Below are 16397 nucleotides of genomic sequence, written 5' to 3' on the forward strand. Positions count from 1 at the left end.
CAGCTAACAGCTCGGAAAGGCGGCGACATGACGACCAAGGTGGGTGAGCACGCGGTGGTGTTGGGGGCGAGCATGGGCGGTTTGCTGGCCGGGCGCTCGCTGGCCGACTTCTTCGACCGGGTCACCGTGGTGGAGCGCGACCCGCTGCCCGACGCCCACGGCGCTCGGCGGGGTGTGCCGCAGGGCCGGCATCTGCACGCCCTATTGTGCCGCGGCGCCCAGGCGATCGAGGAGTTGTTCCCGGGTGTTCTCGACCAGATGGTCCGCGACGGCGCCCAGTACTTCGACGGCCAGGACCTCTCGCAGCTCTACTACAACATCGGCGGGCATCTGATGACGCGCAGCGGCGCCGCCCCCGGACTGACCGCCTACAGCGCGACCCGGCCGTTCCTCGAGGACCACGTCCGCGGGCGGCTGCGCGGCATTCCCAACGTCACCCTGCGCGACGAGCACTGCGTCACGCGTCTCGTCTCGACCGCCGACCGCCGGCGCGTGGTGGGGGCGTGGGTGGCCGACGGCCGGACCGGCGAAACCACCGCGATGCCCGCCGATTTGGTGGTCGACGCCACCGGGCGCGCCGCCCACACGCCCACCTGGCTGGACAGCCTGGGGTATGACCGCCCGCGCGAGGACCGCGTCACCGTGCAGCTCACCTACGCCAGCCAGGCGTTGCGCATGACGGGCGAGGCGCCGCGCGAACTCGGCTTGCTGATCGGGATCGTGCCGGGCAGGCCGCGCGGCTGCGGGCTGCTGCACTGCGAGCACGACACCTGGCTGCTCACCGTGATGGGGGTCGGCGGCGAGGAGCCCGCGACGCTGGACCTCGCCACCCTGTGCGATTTCATCGCCGACTGCGCACCGGCGCACCTGCTCGCCGCGGTGCGCGGCGCCGAACCCGTCGGGGAGCCGGTGCGGCACCGGATGCCGTGCAGCCGCTGGCGCCGCTACGACAAGCTGCGGCGTTTCCCGGACGGCCTGCTGGTCACCGGCGACGCGATCTGCAGCTTCAACCCGATCTACGGCCAGGGCATGTCGGTGGCCGCGTTGGAGGCACTGGCGCTGCGCGACTGCTTGTCAAGCGGCACAACGGATCTGGCGCGCCGATTCTTCCGCGCCGCGGCGGCGCCGATCCGGCAGGCCTGGCAGCTGTCCACCAACCCCGACCTCGCCCTGCCCGAAATCGAGGGCACCCCGCCGCTGATAGCCCGGGCGTTCAACAAGTACGTCGATCGGGTGCTCACCGCGGCCGAAACCGACACGGTCGCGCTGAACCAGTTCATCAGGGTCACCTCGCTCGTCGACCCCGCGACCCGGCTGTTGCGGCCGAGCATCATGTGGCGCGCCGCGCGCGCCCGCGGCGCCGATCACCCCGGCACGGCCGGCGGCAGCGGCACGCCGAGTTCGGCCAGCACCCCGCGCGCCAACGTCGGGAAGTCGGTGATGAGCCCGTCGACTCCGTAGTCGATCTGGCGCCGCATGTTCTCGGCGTCGTCGACGGTCCACGGAATGACCTTGAGCCCCAACGCATGCGCGCGGTCGACGTACGGTTTGCCGGTGACCAGCCGGTAGTCCGGGGAGACGATGTCGGCACCGGCCGCCCGCGCCCCGAGCACCGGGTCACCGGCGGCCCGCTCGTCGTACAGGGCCACCAGCGGGATGGACGGCTCGGCCCGCCGTACCAGCGGCAGGGTGCGCCAGTCGAAGCTCTGGATCTCCACCCGCGCGAGCTTGTCCGCCGACCTGACCGCGGCCAGGATCACGTCGACGAACTCCTGGGGCGGCGCCGACGCGCCGGTGTCGTCGGGCTCCACCTTGGTTTCGATGTTGTAGCGGATCGCGTCGGCGCGGTGCGAGTCGGCCACCGCGAAGACCTCAGGAAGGGTCGCGATCTTGTTGCCGCGCACCACTTCCGCGTCCGGGAACTCTTTCAGCCGGTGCCCGCAGTCCAGGGTGTGGATCTGCGCGACGGTGAGCTGGTGCACCAGCTTGCCGACATACGGGTAGCCCGGGTCGCCGGGGAACGCCGGGCCGGTGTCGCTGCATTTGTCGGCCTGGATCGTCGGGTCGTGCCACACCAGCGGTTGGCCGTCGCGGGTCACGACGATGTCGAGTTCCAGTGTGCTGACGCCGGTTTGGATCGCCTTGGCGAAGGCGCGCAGCGACTCCTCCGTCGTCTCGCCGCGGCCGCCGCGATGGGCCTGCAGATCAAAGGTCGCCGGCTGCCCATACACCGGCGCCGCCGACAGCAGCACCGCCATCAGCAGCGCCACCGCCGCCGCCACCGCCCACCGCGAGCCCAGGGAACTCAACCCCTGCGCTGCCTGGAGATCTCGGCCAGCACCACCCCCGCGGCCACCGAGGCGTTCAGCGATTCGGCGCTGCCGGCCATCGGGATGGACACCACCTCGTCACAGTTCTGCCGCACCAGCCGGGACAGCCCCTTGCCTTCCGAGCCCACGACGACCACCAGCGGGTCGCTGCCGTCCAGGTCGTCGAGCGTGGTGTCCCCGCCGGCGTCCAGCCCGATCACCCGCAGCCCGCGGTCGGCCCAATCCTGCAGTGTGCGGGTGAGATTGGTGGCCCGCGCGACCGGGATGCGGGCGGCGGCCCCGGCGCTGGTGCGCCAGGCCACCGCCGTCACCGACGCCGACCGCCGCTGCGGGATCAGCACACCGTGGCCGCCGAACGCGGCGACCGACCGGACGATGGCGCCCAGGTTGCGCGGGTCGGAGATGTTGTCCAGCGCGACCAGCAGTGCCGGCGGCGAACCGGCCGCGGCCTCGAGCAGGTCGTCGGGGTGGGCGTAGATATACGGCGGCACCTGCAACGCGATGCCCTGATGCAGGTGGTTGCCGGTCATCCGGTCCAGGTCGGCGCGCGGCACCTCGAGGATCGAGATGCCCGAATCGGCTGCGCGAGAGACGGATTCGGTGAGCCGTTCGTCGGCCTCGGTGCCCAGCGCCACATACAGCGCGGTCGCCGGGACGCCGGCGCGCAGGCATTCCAGCACCGGGTTGCGGCCCAGCACCGTCTCGGTCTCCTCGGTGCGCTTGGCGGGGCGGCGGGGCGGCGATTGGGCGCGCTTGGCGGCGGGGTGGTTGGGCCGCAGGTGCGCGGGCGGCGTGGGACCGCGGCCCTCCAGCCCGCGGCGGCGCTGGCCCCCCGAACCCACGGTCGGGCCCTTCTTGGTGCCGGCTTTGCGTACCGCGCCGCGGCGTCGCGAGTTGCCCGCCATCTACTTGCCGTCTCCGCCCAACGTCCACTGCGGCCCGTCGGCGGTGTCGGTGACCTCGATGCCGGCCTGCTTGAGCCGGTTTCGGATCTCGTCGGCGAGCGCCCAGTTGCGCTGCTCGCGCGCCTTCTCCCGATTCTGCAGCTCCGCGCGCACCAGCACGTCGACGGCGGCCAGGGCCGCCGATGACTCGTCGCGGGTCTCCCAGCGTTCGTGCAGCGGGTCGCAGCCCAGGATGCCCATCATCGCGCGGATGGAGCGGGCCTGCCGCAGCGCGCCCTCGTGATCGCCGCTGTCCAGGGCGCGGTTGCCTTCGGCGCGGGCCTGGTGCACCTCGGCCAGCGCGGCCGGCACCGCCAGGTCGTCGTTGAGCGCGTCGGCGAACCGCGGGGTGGGCTCGCCCGGCTCCACCGCGCCGACCCGCACCCGCACCCGGTGCAGGAATTCCTCAACTCCCACATAGGCTTTCACGGCGTCCTGCAGCGCGGTGTCGGAGAACTCCAGCATCGACCGGTAGTGCGCGCTGCCCAGGTAGTAGCGCAGCTCGGCGGGCCGCACCCGCTGCAGCATCGCCGGGATGGCCAACACGTTGCCCAGCGACTTGCTCATCTTCTCCCCGCCCATGGTCACCCAGCCGTTGTGCAGCCAGTAGCGGGCGAACCCGTCCCCGGCCGCGCGGCTCTGGGCGATCTCGTTCTCGTGGTGGGGGAACACCAAATCCATTCCGCCGCAATGGATGTCGAATTCGGGGCCGAGGTACTCGTGGGCCATGGCCACGCATTCGGTGTGCCAGCCGGGGCGCCCGCGGCCCCACGGCGTGGGCCAGGACGGCTCGCCGGGCTTGGCGCCCTTCCACAGCGTGAAGTCGCGTTGGTCGCGCTTGCCGCTGGCCACGCCCTCGCCCTGGTGGACGTCGTCGATCCTGTGCCCGGACAGCTGCCCGTACTCGGGGTAGCTCAGCACGTCGAAGTAGACGTCGCCGTCGCCGGTGTAGGCGTGGCCCTTTTCGATCAGCCGCTCGATCAATTCGACCATCTGGGTGATGTGCCCGGTGGCGCGCGGCTCGGCCGACGGCGGCAACACGTCCAGGGCGTCGTAGGCGGCGCTGAACGCGCGTTCGTAGGTGGCCGCCCACTCCCACCACGGCCGGCCCGCCGCGGCGGCCTTGTTGAGGATCTTGTCGTCGATGTCGGTGACGTTGCGGATGAAGGCGACGTCGTAGCCGAGGGCGATCAGCCAGCGGCGCAGGATGTCGAAGGCCACCCCGCTGCGGACGTGGCCGATGTGCGGCAGGCCCTGCACGGTGGCGCCGCAGAGGTAGATGGAGACGTGGCCGTCGCGCAGCGGCACGAAATCACGCACAGCACCGGCTGCCGTGTCGTGTAGCCGCAAGCGGGGGCGATCGGTCACGACGTGCCAGCTTACCGGGTGGTTCCGCGGCGTCCGCGCCGCGCGGGCTCAGCCGGTGGGGACCACCAGCGCGGTGGCGATGGCGGCCAGGCCCTCACCGCGCCCGGTCAGCCCGAGCCCGTCGGTCGTCGTCGCCGCCACCGACACCGGCGCCCCCAGCAGCTCCGACAGCACCCGCTGCGCCTCGGCGCGGCGCGGCCCGACCTTGGGCCGGTTCCCGATCACCTGGACGGCGGCGTTGCCCACCCGAAAGCCGTGGCGCGCCGTCAGATCGGCGACGTGGCGCAGCATGTCGGCGCCGCTGACACCCGCCCAGCGCGGATCGTCGACGCCGAACACCGCACCCACGTCGCCCAGTCCCGCCGCCGACAACACGGCGTCGCACAGCGCGTGCGCGCCCACGTCGCCGTCGGAGTGGCCGGCGCAGCCGTCGGCGTCGTCGAAAAGCAGGCCCAGCAGCCGGCACGGCCGCCCGGGCTGGATCGGGTGCACGTCGACGCCCAGGCCGATCCGCGGGGTGGTGTTCACCGGCGCACGATGGTCTCGGCCAGCAGCAGATCGAGCTGGGTGGTGATCTTGAAGGCCAGCGGGTCGCCGTCGACCACCTGGACCTGGCCGCCGACGTGCTCGACCAGCGACGCATCGTCGGTGAAACCCGCCGTGCCGGCCCCGGCGGCGTAGGCGCGCAGCAGCAGGTCGGTGGCGAAACCCTGCGGTGTCTGCACCGCCCGCAGCCCGTCGCGTTCCGGCGTGCCGAGCACCACCCCGTTGGCGTCGACGGCCTTGACGGTGTCGTGCAGCGGCAGCGCCGGCACCACGGCGCGGTGACCGTCGCGCAGCGCCTGCACCACCCGGGCGATCAGCGCCGGCGGCGTCAGGGCGCGGGCGGCGTCGTGCACCAGCACGAACGCGGGGTTGCCGGGCACGGCGGCCAGGGCCAGGCGCACGGATGCGGTGCGGTCGGCTCCGCCGGCGACGACGGTGGCCTGCGCGGCCAGCAGTCGTTTGGCCTCGTCGACGCGGTCGGCGGGCACCGCCACCACCACGTGGTCGACCACCTTGGAGTCCAGCAGACCGGCGACGGCGCGGGCCAGCATGCTGGCACCGTCGATCTCACAGAATGCCTTGGGAATTCCCGCTGCCAGTCGCTCCCCCGACCCGGCAGCCGGGACGACGGCGGCTACGGCGCCTGAGCTGCCCGTCTCCGGGGCCAACCCCGTCTCCGGGACCAATGAAGTGTCAGGACCTTCAGGAAGCGGCGGCCAGAACCTCGTCGAGGATGGTCTCGGCCTTGGCGTCGTCGGTGCTCTCGGCCAGCGCCAGTTCACCGACCAGGATCTGGCGGGCCTTGGCCAGCATGCGCTTCTCGCCGGCCGACAGGCCGCGCTCCTGGTCGCGGCGCCACAGGTCGCGCACCACCTCGGCGACCTTGTTGACGTCACCGGAGGCGAGCTTCTCCAGGTTGGCCTTGTAGCGGCGCGACCAGTTGGTCGGCTCCTCGGTGTGCGGGGCGCGCAGCACCTGGAATACCTTGTCGAGGCCTTCTTGTCCGACGACGTCGCGCACGCCGACGTATTCGGCGTTCTCGGCGGGAACTCGAACGGTCAGGTCGCCCTGCGCCACCTTCAAGACGAGATACTCTTTTTGTTCCCCTTTGATCGTCCGGGTTTCGATCGCCTCGACTAACGCAGCACCGTGATGTGGGTACACAACGGTGTCGCCGACCTTGAAGATCATCTGATTCGAGCCCCTTTCGTTACTTCATCCTAACACGTCCGCCTAACCACGCGCGAAGCAACGATGCAGGTCAGGGGCACAACACGCGCAGATTAGGGGTTGACATGAGGAGCAAGTCGTGCAGTGCAGCACATTACCAATGCCCGCCGTCGGCCCCGGAAGCGGCCTGTGCGAGCGCTCCCGCGCTGGTCTGGCGCCCCGCGCTACCGCGCCGAAGACGTTCCTACTACTGTGCATAGTTGCATTCAGTCGCACGGCTCAGCAGGAGGCTCGAGAGAGTGAACCGCTTCAAGATCCGCCTCGGCCTTCCCGCGCGCGCCGTCCGGGTCGCCCTCGCCGGGGCGGTGGCCGTGCCGGCCGTCCTGCTCAGCGGTTGCGGGGCCGGTCAGGTCTCGCAGATGGCGGTGCAGGAACCCGCCATCAACGGCAACAAGGTCACCTTCAACAACGTGGCGTTGCGCGACATCCGGATCCAGGCCGTGCAGACCGGCGACTTCCTGCAGCCGGGCCGGGCGGTGGAACTGGTGGCGGTGGCCGTCAACCAGTCCCCGAACACCCCGAACAAGCTGGTGGGCATCACCACCGACATCGGCACGGTGACGCTGAGCGGCGACACCCGGCTGCCGGCCGGCGGGATGTTGTTCATCGGTACGCCGGAGGGCCAGAAGGTGGCGCCCGGCCCGATCGGCTCCAACACCGCGGCCAAGGCGACGGTCACGCTGGCCAAGCCGATCACCAACGGCCTGACCTACAACTTCACCTTCTCGTTCGAGAAGGCCGGGCAGGCCAGCGTGCTGGTCCCGATCTCGGCCGGGGTGGCGCCGCAGCCGGATCACGCCGGCTGACCGCCTGTCGCGGCGCGGTCTTGTCGTAGCCGCTCGCTACCGTCATCACGTGGCAACCGCACGCTCCCAATACCGCTGCTCGGAATGCCGGCACGTGACGGCGAAGTGGGTCGGCCGCTGCCTGGAATGCGGCACCTGGGGCACCGTCGACGAGGTTCCCGCGCTCAGCGCGGTGGCCGGCCGTCGCCCGCGCCTGACGGCCGCGTCGCAGGCCGTGCCGATCACCTCCATCAAGCCCGACGCCAGCCGGCACCGCTCGACCGGTGTGGACGAGCTCGACCGGGTGCTCGGCGGCGGCGTGGTGCCCGGTTCGGTCACGCTGCTGGCCGGCGATCCGGGCGTGGGCAAGTCGACGCTGCTGCTCGAGGTCGCGCACCGCTGGGCGCAGTCCGGCCGGCGCGCGCTGTACATCTCCGGTGAGGAGTCGGCCGGCCAGATCCGGCTGCGGGCCGACCGCATCGGCTGCGGCGGGGACCAGGTGTATCTGGCTGCGGAATCCGACCTGCACACGGTGCTCGAGCACGTCGCCACGGTCAAGCCCGCGCTGGTGATCGTGGATTCGGTGCAGACCATGTCCACCACCGAGGCCGACGGCGTCGCCGGCGGGGTCACGCAGGTGCGGGCGGTGACGGCGGCGCTGACCGCCGCGGCCAAGGCCAACGGGGTGGCGCTGATCCTGGTCGGGCACGTCACCAAGGACGGCGCCATCGCCGGGCCGCGGTCGCTCGAGCACCTGGTCGACGTGGTGCTGCACTTCGAGGGCGACCGCAACGGCTCGCTGCGGATGGTCCGCGGCATCAAGAACCGGTTCGGCGCCGCCGACGAGGTCGGGTGTTTTCTGTTGCACGACAACGGGATCGCCGGCGTCACCGACCCGTCGAACCTGTTTCTGGATCAGCGCTCGGCCCCGGTGCCGGGCACCGCGATCACGGTGACGCTGGACGGCAAACGGCCGCTGATCGGCGAGGTGCAGGCGTTGCTGGCCAGCCCGTCGGGCGGCTCCCCGCGCCGTGCGGTCAGCGGCATCGACCACTCCCGGGCCGCGATGATCACCGCGGTGCTGGAAAAGCACGGAAAGCTGCCGGTCGCGGTCAACGACATCTACCTGTCCACGGTCGGCGGCATGCGGCTGACCGACCCGTCGTCGGATCTGGCCGTCGCGATCGCGCTGGCGTCGGCGCTGTCCGAGCTGCCGCTGCCGACGACGGCGGTGATGATCGGCGAGGTGGGGCTGGCCGGGGACCTGCGGCGGGTCAGCGGCATGGCGCGGCGGCTGAGCGAGGCCGCCCGGCAGGGGTTTTCCATCGCGCTGATTCCGGACGGCGACGACCCGCGGCGCGAGATCGTGCCCAGCGGGATGCGGGCGCTACGGGCCCCGACCATTGGTGCGGCCCTGCAGCACATGGTCGACATCGCCGAGCCCCGCAAAGGCTGGACGCATCGTGCACTGGGGCCGCAGAATGACACGCTGTGACTCGTCCGACGCTGCGTGAGACCGTCGCCCGGCTGGCCCCGGGCACCGGGCTGCGTGACGGCCTGGAGCGCATCCTGCGCGGCCGCACCGGCGCGCTGATCGTGCTCGGCAACGACGAAAACGTCGAGGCCATCTGCGACGGCGGCTTCGCGCTGGATGTGCGCTACGCGCCGACCCGGCTGCGCGAGCTGGCGAAGATGGACGGCGCCGTGGTGCTGTCCACCGACGGCAGCCGCATCGTGCGGGCCAACGTGCAGCTGGTCCCCGACCCCTCGATCGCCACCGACGAGTCGGGAACCCGGCACCGCTCGGCGGAGCGGGCCGCGATCCAGACCGGCTATCCGGTGATCTCGGTGAGCCATTCGATGAACATCGTGACCGTCTACGTGGGCGGGGAGCGGCACGTGGTGGCGGATTCGGCGACCATTCTGTCGCGGGCCAATCAGGCCATCGCCACCCTGGAGCGGTACAAGATCCGGCTGGACGAGGTCAGCAGGCAGCTGTCGCGCGCCGAGATCGAGGACTTCGTCACGCTGCGCGACGTCCTGACCGTGGTGCAGCGCCTGGAGCTGGTGCGGCGAATCGGCCAGGTGATCGACAACGACGTGGTCGAGCTCGGCACCGACGGCCGGCAGCTGCGGCTGCAGCTCGACGAGCTGCTGGGCGGCAACGACAACGCCCGCGAGTTGATCGTGCGTGACTACCACGCCAGCCCCGAGCCGCTGTCCGAGGCCCAGATGACCGCCACCCTCGACGAGCTGGATGCGCTCTCGGACACCGAGCTGCTCGATTTCACCGCGCTGGCAAAGGTTTTCGGCTATCCGACGACGACGGAGGCGCAGGACTCGGCGGTCAGCCCGCGCGGCTACCGGGCGCTGGCCGGCATCCCCCGGCTGCAGTTCGCTCACGCCGACCTGTTGGTCCGGTCATTCGGGACGCTGCAGAACGTGCTGGCGGCCAGCGCCAGCGACCTGCAGTCGATCGACGGCATCGGCGCGATGTGGGCCCGCCATGTGCGAGAAGGACTTTCGCAGCTGGCGGAGTCGACGATCACCGACTCGCTGAGCTGAGTCGCGTTGAGCTGAGTCGCCGGTGCTTCAGCCGGCCGGCGGCGGGGGCACCGGCGGCGCCTCGGGCTGCGGCACCGCCCCGGGCTGACCGGGTCCGGGCACCGGGCCGGGCGGCGGTGGCGGCTGGTTCATGATGAACGGAACCGGCTGCGAGCGCAGATTGCCCAGCTGCACGACGAGGTTGTAGGTGCCGGGCCCGATCGCCGGCCGCGGCAACGGGCAGTGCGGCGCCGAGCCCATGCCCGTCCAGGTCACCGCGGTGGTCACCTGCTCGCCCGGGGTGAAGGTCTTGATCAGCGTCTCGTTGGACGGCGCGCAGTCCAGGTTCGACCACAGCCGCTTGTTGTCCAGCGAGTAGACGTAGGCTGCCAGCACCGCGGCGCCCACGTCGCGCTTGCAGGCCACCAGCCCGATGTTGGTGACGACCATGGTGAACTTCGGCTGGTCACCGATGAAGTATTGCGGCGCGTTGGTCAGCCCCTTGACCGCCAGCGTCGAGTCGGGGCAGTCGTCGCCCTCCTTGAGCACCGGCGGCGGCTGCACGGCGGCGGTGGGTGTGGGCGTCTCGGGGTTCTGGCCCTGCGCCGGCGGCACCGCCGGGGCGGGGCCTTCCGGGCCGGGGGGCGGCGGCGCCTGCGGCGCCGGTGATCCCGGCTTGCTCTGCGCGGAGTTCGGCTTGTCGGCGTTGGCGGGCTTGGCTCCCGCGCTGTGTCCCATGAAGGCGATGACCGCGGCGGCCACGACCCCGATCACGACGACCGCGATGCCCACGGCCAGGCCTCTGCGCCGCCAGTAGATCTCGGTGGGTAGCGGGCCACGCGGTTCCAGATCGAGCACGTTCGCAGCGTAGGCCCAGGTCACGCCGATTCGGCTGACCCGCCCCGGCGTGTCGCGAGGTTTGCTGGCTGACCCCGGTGTAAGGGTGGCGCGCCGACCCGGCCGCTCGGGCGGGATCGGCGGGCCGCTCGCCCGTTATTCGCCGATGTCGCCCACGTGGTCGCACAGGGCCGCCCGCCCGTCGGCCAGGTGGTAGGTGACGCCGGCCACCGCGACCGTGCCGTCGCCGATCCGCTCGGCGATGGTCGTGGACCGCGACACCAGCTGGGCCACGGTTTCGCGGACGTGCCGCTCCTCGAACTCGTCGACGCGGCTCAGGCCCTCGCGGCGGCCCATCAGGATCGACGGCGCCACCCGCTCCACCACGTCGCGCACGAAACCGCCGGGGATGGCGCCCTCCTCGATGGCGCCCAGGGCGGCCTTGACCGCGCCGCAGCTGTCATGGCCCAACACCACGATCAGCGGCACGTTGAGCACGCTCACCGCGAATTCGATGGAACCCAGGACCGCGGTGTCGATGGCCTGGCCCGCGGTGCGCACCACGAACATGTCGCCCAGGCCCTGATCGAAGATCAGCTCGGCGGCGACCCGGCTGTCCGAGCAGCCGAACACCACCGCGGTGGGGCTCTGCCCGGCGGCCAGGCTGGCGCGATGCTCGACGCTTTGGCTCGGATGCTGCGGCTTCCCGGCGACGAATCGCTCGTTACCCTCTTTGAGTGACTTCCACGCGGTTACCGGACTGGTGTTAGGCATGGCTGACATCATGCCGCAGCCGCCGGCCGTCGGCAGCCCACTCATATCGGTTACCGATCTTCTCGAGTGGTATCGGGTTGCGCGCCGCGATCTGCCGTGGCGCGCCCCCGGCGTCAGCGCATGGCAGATCCTGGTCAGCGAGTTCATGCTGCAGCAGACGCCGGTGTCGCGGGTGCTGCCGATCTGGCCGGACTGGGTGCGGCGCTGGCCCACCCCGTCGGCCACCGCGGCGGCCAGCGCCGCCGACGTGCTGCGTGCCTGGGGCAAGCTGGGATATCCGCGGCGCGCCAAGCGATTACACGAGTGCGCCACCGTGATCGCGCGCGATCACGGTGACGTGGTTCCCCGCGACATCGACACCCTGCTGACGCTGCCGGGGGTCGGCGGCTACACCGCCCGCGCCGTCGCCTGCTTCGCCTACCGACGCCCGGTGCCGGTGGTGGACACCAACGTGCGCCGGGTGGTGGCCCGCGCGGTGCACGGCCAGGCCGACGCCGGAGCGCCGTCCGCCGGCCGCGACCACGCCGACGTGGCGGCGCTGCTGCCGGGCGACGGCAGCGCGCCGGAGTTCTCGGTCGCGCTGATGGAGCTGGGGGCCACGGTGTGCACCGCCCGCGCCCCGCGCTGCGGGTTGTGCCCGCTGCGCCGGTGCGCCTGGCGCGAGGCCGGTCATCCCCCGCCGACCGGGCCGGCGCGGCGGGTTCAGACCTACGCCGGAACCGACCGGCAGGTGCGCGGACGCCTCATGGATGTGTTGCGCGGCAACGATTCTCCGGTCACCCGGGCCGAGCTGGATGTGGCCTGGCTGACCGACACAGCGCAGCGGGACCGGGCGCTGTATTCGCTGCTGGCCGACGGCCTGGTGACGCAGACGGCCGACGGCCGGTTCGCCCTAGCCGGCGAGGAATGACTCGACGGCCTGCCGGTACGCCTCCGGCGCCTCGTCGTGGACCAGGTGCCCGGCCTGTGGGACGTGCAAATAGGTTGCGGCGACGGCCCTTTCGGCCATCTCGAGCATCTGGCCGGGCGGGGTGACCGAATTGCCGGCCTCGATCAGCAGCGCCGGGACGCGCACCGCGCGCCACTGCGCCCAGTAGTCCCGGGTGCCCCATTCCGCGGCGATCTCGATCCATCGCGAGGTGTGGCCGTGCAGCCGCCAACCCGTTTCGGTGCGGTCGAACGCCTCCAGGAAGTACTGCCCGGCGACCGGCCCGAATTCGGCGAATACCTGTTCGGCGGAATCGAATTCGACCGGCAGGGCGTGCAGCCACGGCTCCCACGGGCCGGTGGTGCGGCCGCGGAAGTCCGGGGCCATGTCCTCGACCACCAGGGCCGACACCAGCTTGGGATGCTGCGCGGCCAGGCACCACGAGTGCAGGGCGCCCATCGAATGCCCGACCATCCGGGCCGGCGCATCCAGGGTGCCCACCGCGTCGGCCAGGTCGGCCACGAAGCGTTCGGTGCTGATCGGGTGCGGGTCCTCGACGTCGCGGCCGCGGTGCCACGGCGCGTCGTAGCTGTAGACGGTGCCCAGCCGGGTCAGCCACGGCAGCTGGCGCGTCCAGGTGCTGCCCCGGCCCATCAGGCCGTGCACCAGCACCAGGGGCTCGCCGTGGCCGCCGTGGCGAGTCAACACCGTGCTGGGCATGCCACCATCTTGCGTGCACCGCGCCGGTTGTCCCGGGCGGGGGCCGGGGTAGCCTAGCGGCATGCCGCCAGTGGTGAAGATCAACGCAATCGAAGTGCCCGCCGACGCGGGCCCGGAACTGGAGAAGCGGTTCGCCCACCGCGCCCATGCGGTGGAGAATCAGCCCGGCTTCCTCGGCTTCCAGTTGCTGCGTCCGGTCCAGGGCGAGGACCGCTACTTCGTGGTGACACACTGGGAGTCCGACGAGGCGTTCCAGGCGTGGGCGAAGGGTCCCGCCATCGAAGCGCACGCCGGCCATCGGGCCAACCCGGTGGCGACCGGGGCGTCTCTGCTGGAATTCGAGGTTGTGCTGGACGTTGCCGCAAACAAGCAGGCTGGCTAGCGGGCTGTTCGCCTGGCGCCGCGCACTGGTGCTGAGCGCTGCCGCCGCACTGGTGGCGACCTTGGCGCCCGGGTGCGCCTCCTCCCCCTCCCCGCAGGCGAACGCGGCCAATCCGGGACGCCAGATCGACACCCGGACGCCGCCCGGCATCCGGGCCCAGCAGACGTTGGACATGCTGAATTCGGACTGGCCCATCGGCCCGGTCGGCGTTCGCACCCTGGCCGCCGCCGACAAGGTGGAGTCGGTGCAGACCACGCTGGAGGCGCTGTGGTGGGATCGCCCGTTCGCCCTCAACGGTGTCGACATCGGGGCCAGCGTGGCCACCCTGCACCTGACGTCGTCCTACGGTGCCCGCCAAGACATCCGGATCCACACCGACGACGGCGGCTGGGTGGACCGCTTCGACCTGGACACCCGGGCGCCCACGGTCAACTCGTGGCATGACGTCGATGCGGTGTTGAGCAAGACCGGCGCGCGCTACTCGTATCAGGCCGCCAAGGTCGACCCGCAGGGCCGCTGCGAACCGGTGGCGGGCACCAACACCGGCGAATCCCTGCCGCTGGCATCGATTTTCAAGCTCTACGTGCTGCACGCCCTGGCCGGCGCCGTCACCGCCGGAAGGGTGTCCTGGGACGACCAGCTGACCGTCACCGACAAGAGCCGGGCCGTGGGTTCGTCGGGTCTGGCGCTGCCCGCCGGGGCGCAGGTCTCGGTGCGCACCGCCGCCGAGAAGATGATCGCCACCAGCGACAACATGGCGACCGACCTGCTGATCGACAAGCTGGGCACGCACGCCATCGAGGAGGCGCTGGCCACGGCCGGCCATCACGACCCGTCCAGCATGACTCCGTTCCCCACCATGTACGAGCTGTTCTCGGTCGGCTGGGGCCGACCCGATCTGCGCAGCCAGTGGGAGCACGGATCCCCGCAGGTTCGCGCCCGGCTGCTGGCGCAGGCGAATTCGACGCCGTACGACCCGGATCCGATGCGCGCCCACTCGCCGGCGTCCTCCTACGGCGCGGAGTGGTACGGCAACGCGCAGGACATCTGCCGGGTGCACGCGGCGCTGCAGGCCGACGCGGTGGGCAAGGCCGCACCGGTGCGCGACATCCTGTCCGCGGTGTCGGGCATCCAGCTGGACCCGGCGGTGTGGCCCTACATCGGCGCGAAAGCCGGTGGGCTGCCGGGGGATTTGACGTTCAGCTGGTACGCGGTCGACAAGACACACCAGCCGTGGGTGGTCAGCTTCCAGCTGAACTGGCCGCGCGATCACGGCCCGACCGCGACGGGCTGGATGCTGCAGGTGGCCAAACAGGCCTTCGCGCTGATCGCGCCGCGCTAGTCGCGGCGGCCGCTAGTTGGTGCTGGGCACCCAGTTGCCATGGAAGCCGGCGGGAACTCGATGCGGCAGCTTGATGCTGGCAACGTCCTCAAGGGTTTGAGCATCGAGGATCGCCAACTCGCTGCGATTGGTGGCCCGGTCGTACACATAGCCCATCAGCACGCCCTCGTCTTCCGCGGCGGTCGGCGATGAAGGATGAAACACGAACTCGCCCAATGCTTTTTGCGGGCCCAGGGAGCGCGACTGGGTGCTCCCGCCAACAAGATCGTGCTTGAGCAAGCAGTCCCCGCCTTCGATGCCCTCCAGCACCGTCGGCGTGTAGCCGTAACGATGCCGCTTTCCAACCAGGCGCTCGTCGATGCGCGGAAACTCCTGGCCCCGATCATCAATGCGAGATTCGCGCACCTTCCCGGCCGCCAGATCGATCACCCAACGGTCCAACGTGGGTGGCCCCTCATTGGGACCGGTGCGGTCCCGGTCGGACATCTTGGGGTTTCGCACTACGTCGAGCACGATGGTGCCATCCTCTTCGTAGGCATTCATCGGATGGAATACGTAGCACGGTTCGACGTCGAACCAGCGCACATCGGCATCTTCACCGTCGCGTGGCATCACGCCGACACGGGCCGGGTAGTTCGGGTTCCACGAGTAGGGCATTCGCCGGTCCGTGGTCGCCGCCAGCAGCCGCGCGGCGATGGGATCGGGAATGGCGACCCGGCCGATCAGCGCCGACAGCATCAGTCGGGCGATCGGCCGAAGCCCGCGCGGCGCCGTCATGGCCGCGCCCACCGCCGCATCGAAGGTGACCGGCAGGTCGTAGAACACGACATAGCGTTCAGTCAGGGAAAAGTCATGCATCATCGGGCTGCCGCCAACGGTGACGTCAACGGTCCGTCGCGCTCGACCCTCGACGTCGATCACCGAATACTGCACCTTGTTGCCGCGGTAGGGGTTGTACGAAACCGCATGCAGCTCACCCGTCTCGGGGTCACGATGGGGGTGCGCCGCGTACCCGCCGGTGAGCGTTCCGGCGAAGTCGCACACGCCGACGGTGTCCAATTCCTCGGTGAGTTCATAGTTGGCGATGCCGCCTTCGATCAATGCGAGTGTCTTGCCGGCATGCCCGATTACGTTGGTATTGGCGCCGGTTGGAAAAAAGCCGAAGTGACCCGGCGGTGCGGGCTGGCCGAGGGCTTTCGAGGTGGCTGGGCTGCGCACCCAACGGTTGCGGTACCACTCGGCCTTGCCGTCACGGATTCGGATGCCGTGCACCATGCCGTCGCCCAGGAACCAGTGATAACGCTCAGGATCGACGTCGCCGATTGGGTTGGCGCCGTTGCGCAGATACCGCCCATCCAGGTAATCCGGGATCGTGCCGACGACCTCCAAACCGGTCAGCGTGTACTCGTGATGCATCGGGGCGAATGGACCCTGCAGGTAGCGGTTGGCCATAACAGACCTCCTACCTGAGCGACACGCTGTTGGTTGCGCTCGTGGACGACAATCCTGCCGCCAAACTTGACATGTGTCAAGTTTGGCGTACGCCCCGACTTTTATCAGGCTAGTGCGCACGTAGGCTGTGGATGTTTGCGAGGATTTCGGCGAGGTCGGGTGGTGGCGGTTCAGCAGCGGTCAGGGTGTGCTTGCCGGCTTGGATAGTGACGGTA

At 70.7% G+C, this 16397-nt stretch carries 17 protein-coding genes; 7 read left to right on the forward strand and 10 right to left on the reverse strand.

Annotation, left to right across the window (positions count from 1 at the left end; genetic code table 11):
* Positions 1 to 27 precede the first annotated feature (27 nt).
* Entirely contained in the window at positions 28 to 1461 is a 1434-nt protein-coding gene (locus H7I87_RS06705) for an FAD-dependent oxidoreductase (protein ID WP_009974762.1), read from the forward strand.
* Here H7I87_RS06705 and H7I87_RS06710 read toward each other — a convergent pair.
* The 6 genes from H7I87_RS06710 to carD are packed head-to-tail and all read right to left on the reverse strand — an operon-like array spanning position 1365 to position 6379.
* Positions 1365 to 2270: a glycerophosphodiester phosphodiesterase gene (locus H7I87_RS06710; RefSeq protein WP_024637591.1), complete on the reverse strand. Its 906-nt coding sequence runs from the start codon at positions 2268 to 2270 to the stop codon at positions 1365 to 1367. The genes H7I87_RS06705 and H7I87_RS06710 overlap by 97 nt on opposite strands.
* 35 nt (positions 2271 to 2305) lie before the next feature.
* Entirely contained in the window at positions 2306 to 3235 is a 930-nt protein-coding gene (rlmB, locus tag H7I87_RS06715; protein WP_009974760.1) for a 23S rRNA (guanosine(2251)-2'-O)-methyltransferase RlmB, read from the reverse strand.
* Positions 3236 to 4642 (reverse strand): cysteine--tRNA ligase, encoded by a 1407-nt coding sequence (gene cysS / locus H7I87_RS06720; protein WP_009974759.1) that lies wholly within the window; start codon positions 4640 to 4642, stop codon positions 3236 to 3238.
* Between the two features lie 48 nt (positions 4643 to 4690).
* Positions 4691 to 5170 carry a 2-C-methyl-D-erythritol 2,4-cyclodiphosphate synthase gene (ispF, locus tag H7I87_RS06725; RefSeq protein ID WP_003875634.1) on the reverse strand — a complete coding sequence of 160 codons (480 nt, stop codon included), beginning with the start codon at positions 5168 to 5170 and terminating at the stop codon, positions 4691 to 4693.
* Positions 5167 to 5856, reverse strand: coding sequence for a 2-C-methyl-D-erythritol 4-phosphate cytidylyltransferase (ispD, locus tag H7I87_RS06730; RefSeq protein ID WP_011723647.1), 690 nt, complete (start codon positions 5854 to 5856; stop codon positions 5167 to 5169). Before ispD ends, ispF begins: the two co-directional genes overlap by 4 nt.
* A 34-nt stretch (positions 5857 to 5890) precedes the next feature.
* Complete coding sequence (gene carD / locus H7I87_RS06735; protein ID WP_003419482.1) at positions 5891 to 6379, reverse strand: RNA polymerase-binding transcription factor CarD; 489 nt, start codon at positions 6377 to 6379, stop codon at positions 5891 to 5893.
* A 278-nt stretch (positions 6380 to 6657) separates the two neighbouring features.
* On the opposite strand from carD, the gene H7I87_RS06740 reads away from it, so the two are divergent.
* From H7I87_RS06740 to disA, 3 genes are read left to right on the forward strand one after another with little or no spacing between them, the layout of a single operon-like run.
* Complete coding sequence (locus H7I87_RS06740; RefSeq protein ID WP_063966973.1) at positions 6658 to 7224, forward strand: copper chaperone PCu(A)C domain-containing protein; 567 nt, start codon at positions 6658 to 6660, stop codon at positions 7222 to 7224.
* Positions 7225 to 7273: 49 nt separating this feature from the next.
* Positions 7274 to 8698: a DNA repair protein RadA gene (gene radA / locus H7I87_RS06745; RefSeq protein WP_023861940.1), complete on the forward strand. Its 1425-nt coding sequence runs from the start codon at positions 7274 to 7276 to the stop codon at positions 8696 to 8698.
* Complete coding sequence (gene disA, locus H7I87_RS06750) at positions 8695 to 9768, forward strand: DNA integrity scanning diadenylate cyclase DisA (protein ID WP_009974755.1); 1074 nt, start codon at positions 8695 to 8697, stop codon at positions 9766 to 9768. The genes radA and disA overlap by 4 nt, the downstream gene beginning before the upstream one ends.
* Positions 9769 to 9795: 27 nt before the next feature.
* Here disA and H7I87_RS06755 read toward each other — a convergent pair whose 3' ends face one another.
* Complete coding sequence (locus tag H7I87_RS06755) at positions 9796 to 10605, reverse strand: hypothetical protein (protein ID WP_085989566.1); 810 nt, start codon at positions 10603 to 10605, stop codon at positions 9796 to 9798.
* A 135-nt stretch (positions 10606 to 10740) separates the two neighbouring features.
* Entirely contained in the window at positions 10741 to 11358 is a 618-nt protein-coding gene (locus H7I87_RS06760; RefSeq protein ID WP_003877107.1) for a carbonic anhydrase, read from the reverse strand.
* On the opposite strand from H7I87_RS06760, the gene H7I87_RS06765 reads away from it, so the two are divergent.
* The gene (locus tag H7I87_RS06765; protein WP_011723645.1) at positions 11357 to 12268 is read left to right on the forward strand and encodes an HhH-GPD family protein; all 912 of its coding nucleotides are present in this window, start codon (positions 11357 to 11359) and stop codon (positions 12266 to 12268) included. The genes H7I87_RS06760 and H7I87_RS06765 overlap by 2 nt on opposite strands.
* On the opposite strand, the gene H7I87_RS06770 is transcribed toward H7I87_RS06765, so the two are convergent.
* Complete coding sequence (locus H7I87_RS06770) at positions 12251 to 13006, reverse strand: alpha/beta fold hydrolase (RefSeq protein WP_009974751.1); 756 nt, start codon at positions 13004 to 13006, stop codon at positions 12251 to 12253. The genes H7I87_RS06765 and H7I87_RS06770 overlap by 18 nt on opposite strands.
* A gap of 61 nt (positions 13007 to 13067) precedes the next feature.
* Between H7I87_RS06770 and mhuD the strand changes: the two genes are divergently transcribed.
* Both mhuD and H7I87_RS06780 read left to right on the forward strand, forming a co-directional pair.
* A complete protein-coding gene (mhuD, locus tag H7I87_RS06775; protein ID WP_003875625.1) occupies positions 13068 to 13388 on the forward strand; it encodes a mycobilin-forming heme oxygenase MhuD in 321 nt (106 codons plus the stop codon).
* A complete protein-coding gene (locus H7I87_RS06780; RefSeq protein ID WP_033725738.1) occupies positions 13363 to 14730 on the forward strand; it encodes a serine hydrolase in 1368 nt (455 codons plus the stop codon). The genes mhuD and H7I87_RS06780 overlap by 26 nt, the downstream gene beginning before the upstream one ends.
* 12 nt (positions 14731 to 14742) lie before the next feature.
* On the opposite strand, the gene H7I87_RS06785 is transcribed toward H7I87_RS06780, so the two are convergent.
* Entirely contained in the window at positions 14743 to 16182 is a 1440-nt protein-coding gene (locus tag H7I87_RS06785; protein ID WP_033726545.1) for a carotenoid oxygenase family protein, read from the reverse strand.
* Between the last annotated feature and the right edge of the window lie 215 nt (positions 16183 to 16397).

The sequence above is a fragment of the Mycobacterium timonense genome (genome assembly GCF_025821985.1).
Taxonomy (GTDB): domain Bacteria; phylum Actinomycetota; class Actinomycetes; order Mycobacteriales; family Mycobacteriaceae; genus Mycobacterium; species Mycobacterium avium.

Coding starts and splice junctions, on each gene's coding strand:
- H7I87_RS06785 (WP_033726545.1), bottom strand. CDS start 16,182: ATGGCCAACCGCTACCTGCAGGGTCCATTCGCCCCGATGCATCACGAG.
- carD (WP_003419482.1), bottom strand. CDS start 6,379: ATGATCTTCAAGGTCGGCGACACCGTTGTGTACCCACATCACGGTGCT.
- H7I87_RS06765 (WP_011723645.1), top strand. CDS start 11,357: ATGGCTGACATCATGCCGCAGCCGCCGGCCGTCGGCAGCCCACTCATA.
- H7I87_RS06705 (WP_009974762.1), top strand. CDS start 28: ATGACGACCAAGGTGGGTGAGCACGCGGTGGTGTTGGGGGCGAGCATG.
- H7I87_RS06760 (WP_003877107.1), bottom strand. CDS start 11,358: ATGCCTAACACCAGTCCGGTAACCGCGTGGAAGTCACTCAAAGAGGGT.
- H7I87_RS06770 (WP_009974751.1), bottom strand. CDS start 13,006: ATGCCCAGCACGGTGTTGACTCGCCACGGCGGCCACGGCGAGCCCCTG.
- mhuD (WP_003875625.1), top strand. CDS start 13,068: ATGCCGCCAGTGGTGAAGATCAACGCAATCGAAGTGCCCGCCGACGCG.
- rlmB (WP_009974760.1), bottom strand. CDS start 3,235: ATGGCGGGCAACTCGCGACGCCGCGGCGCGGTACGCAAAGCCGGCACC.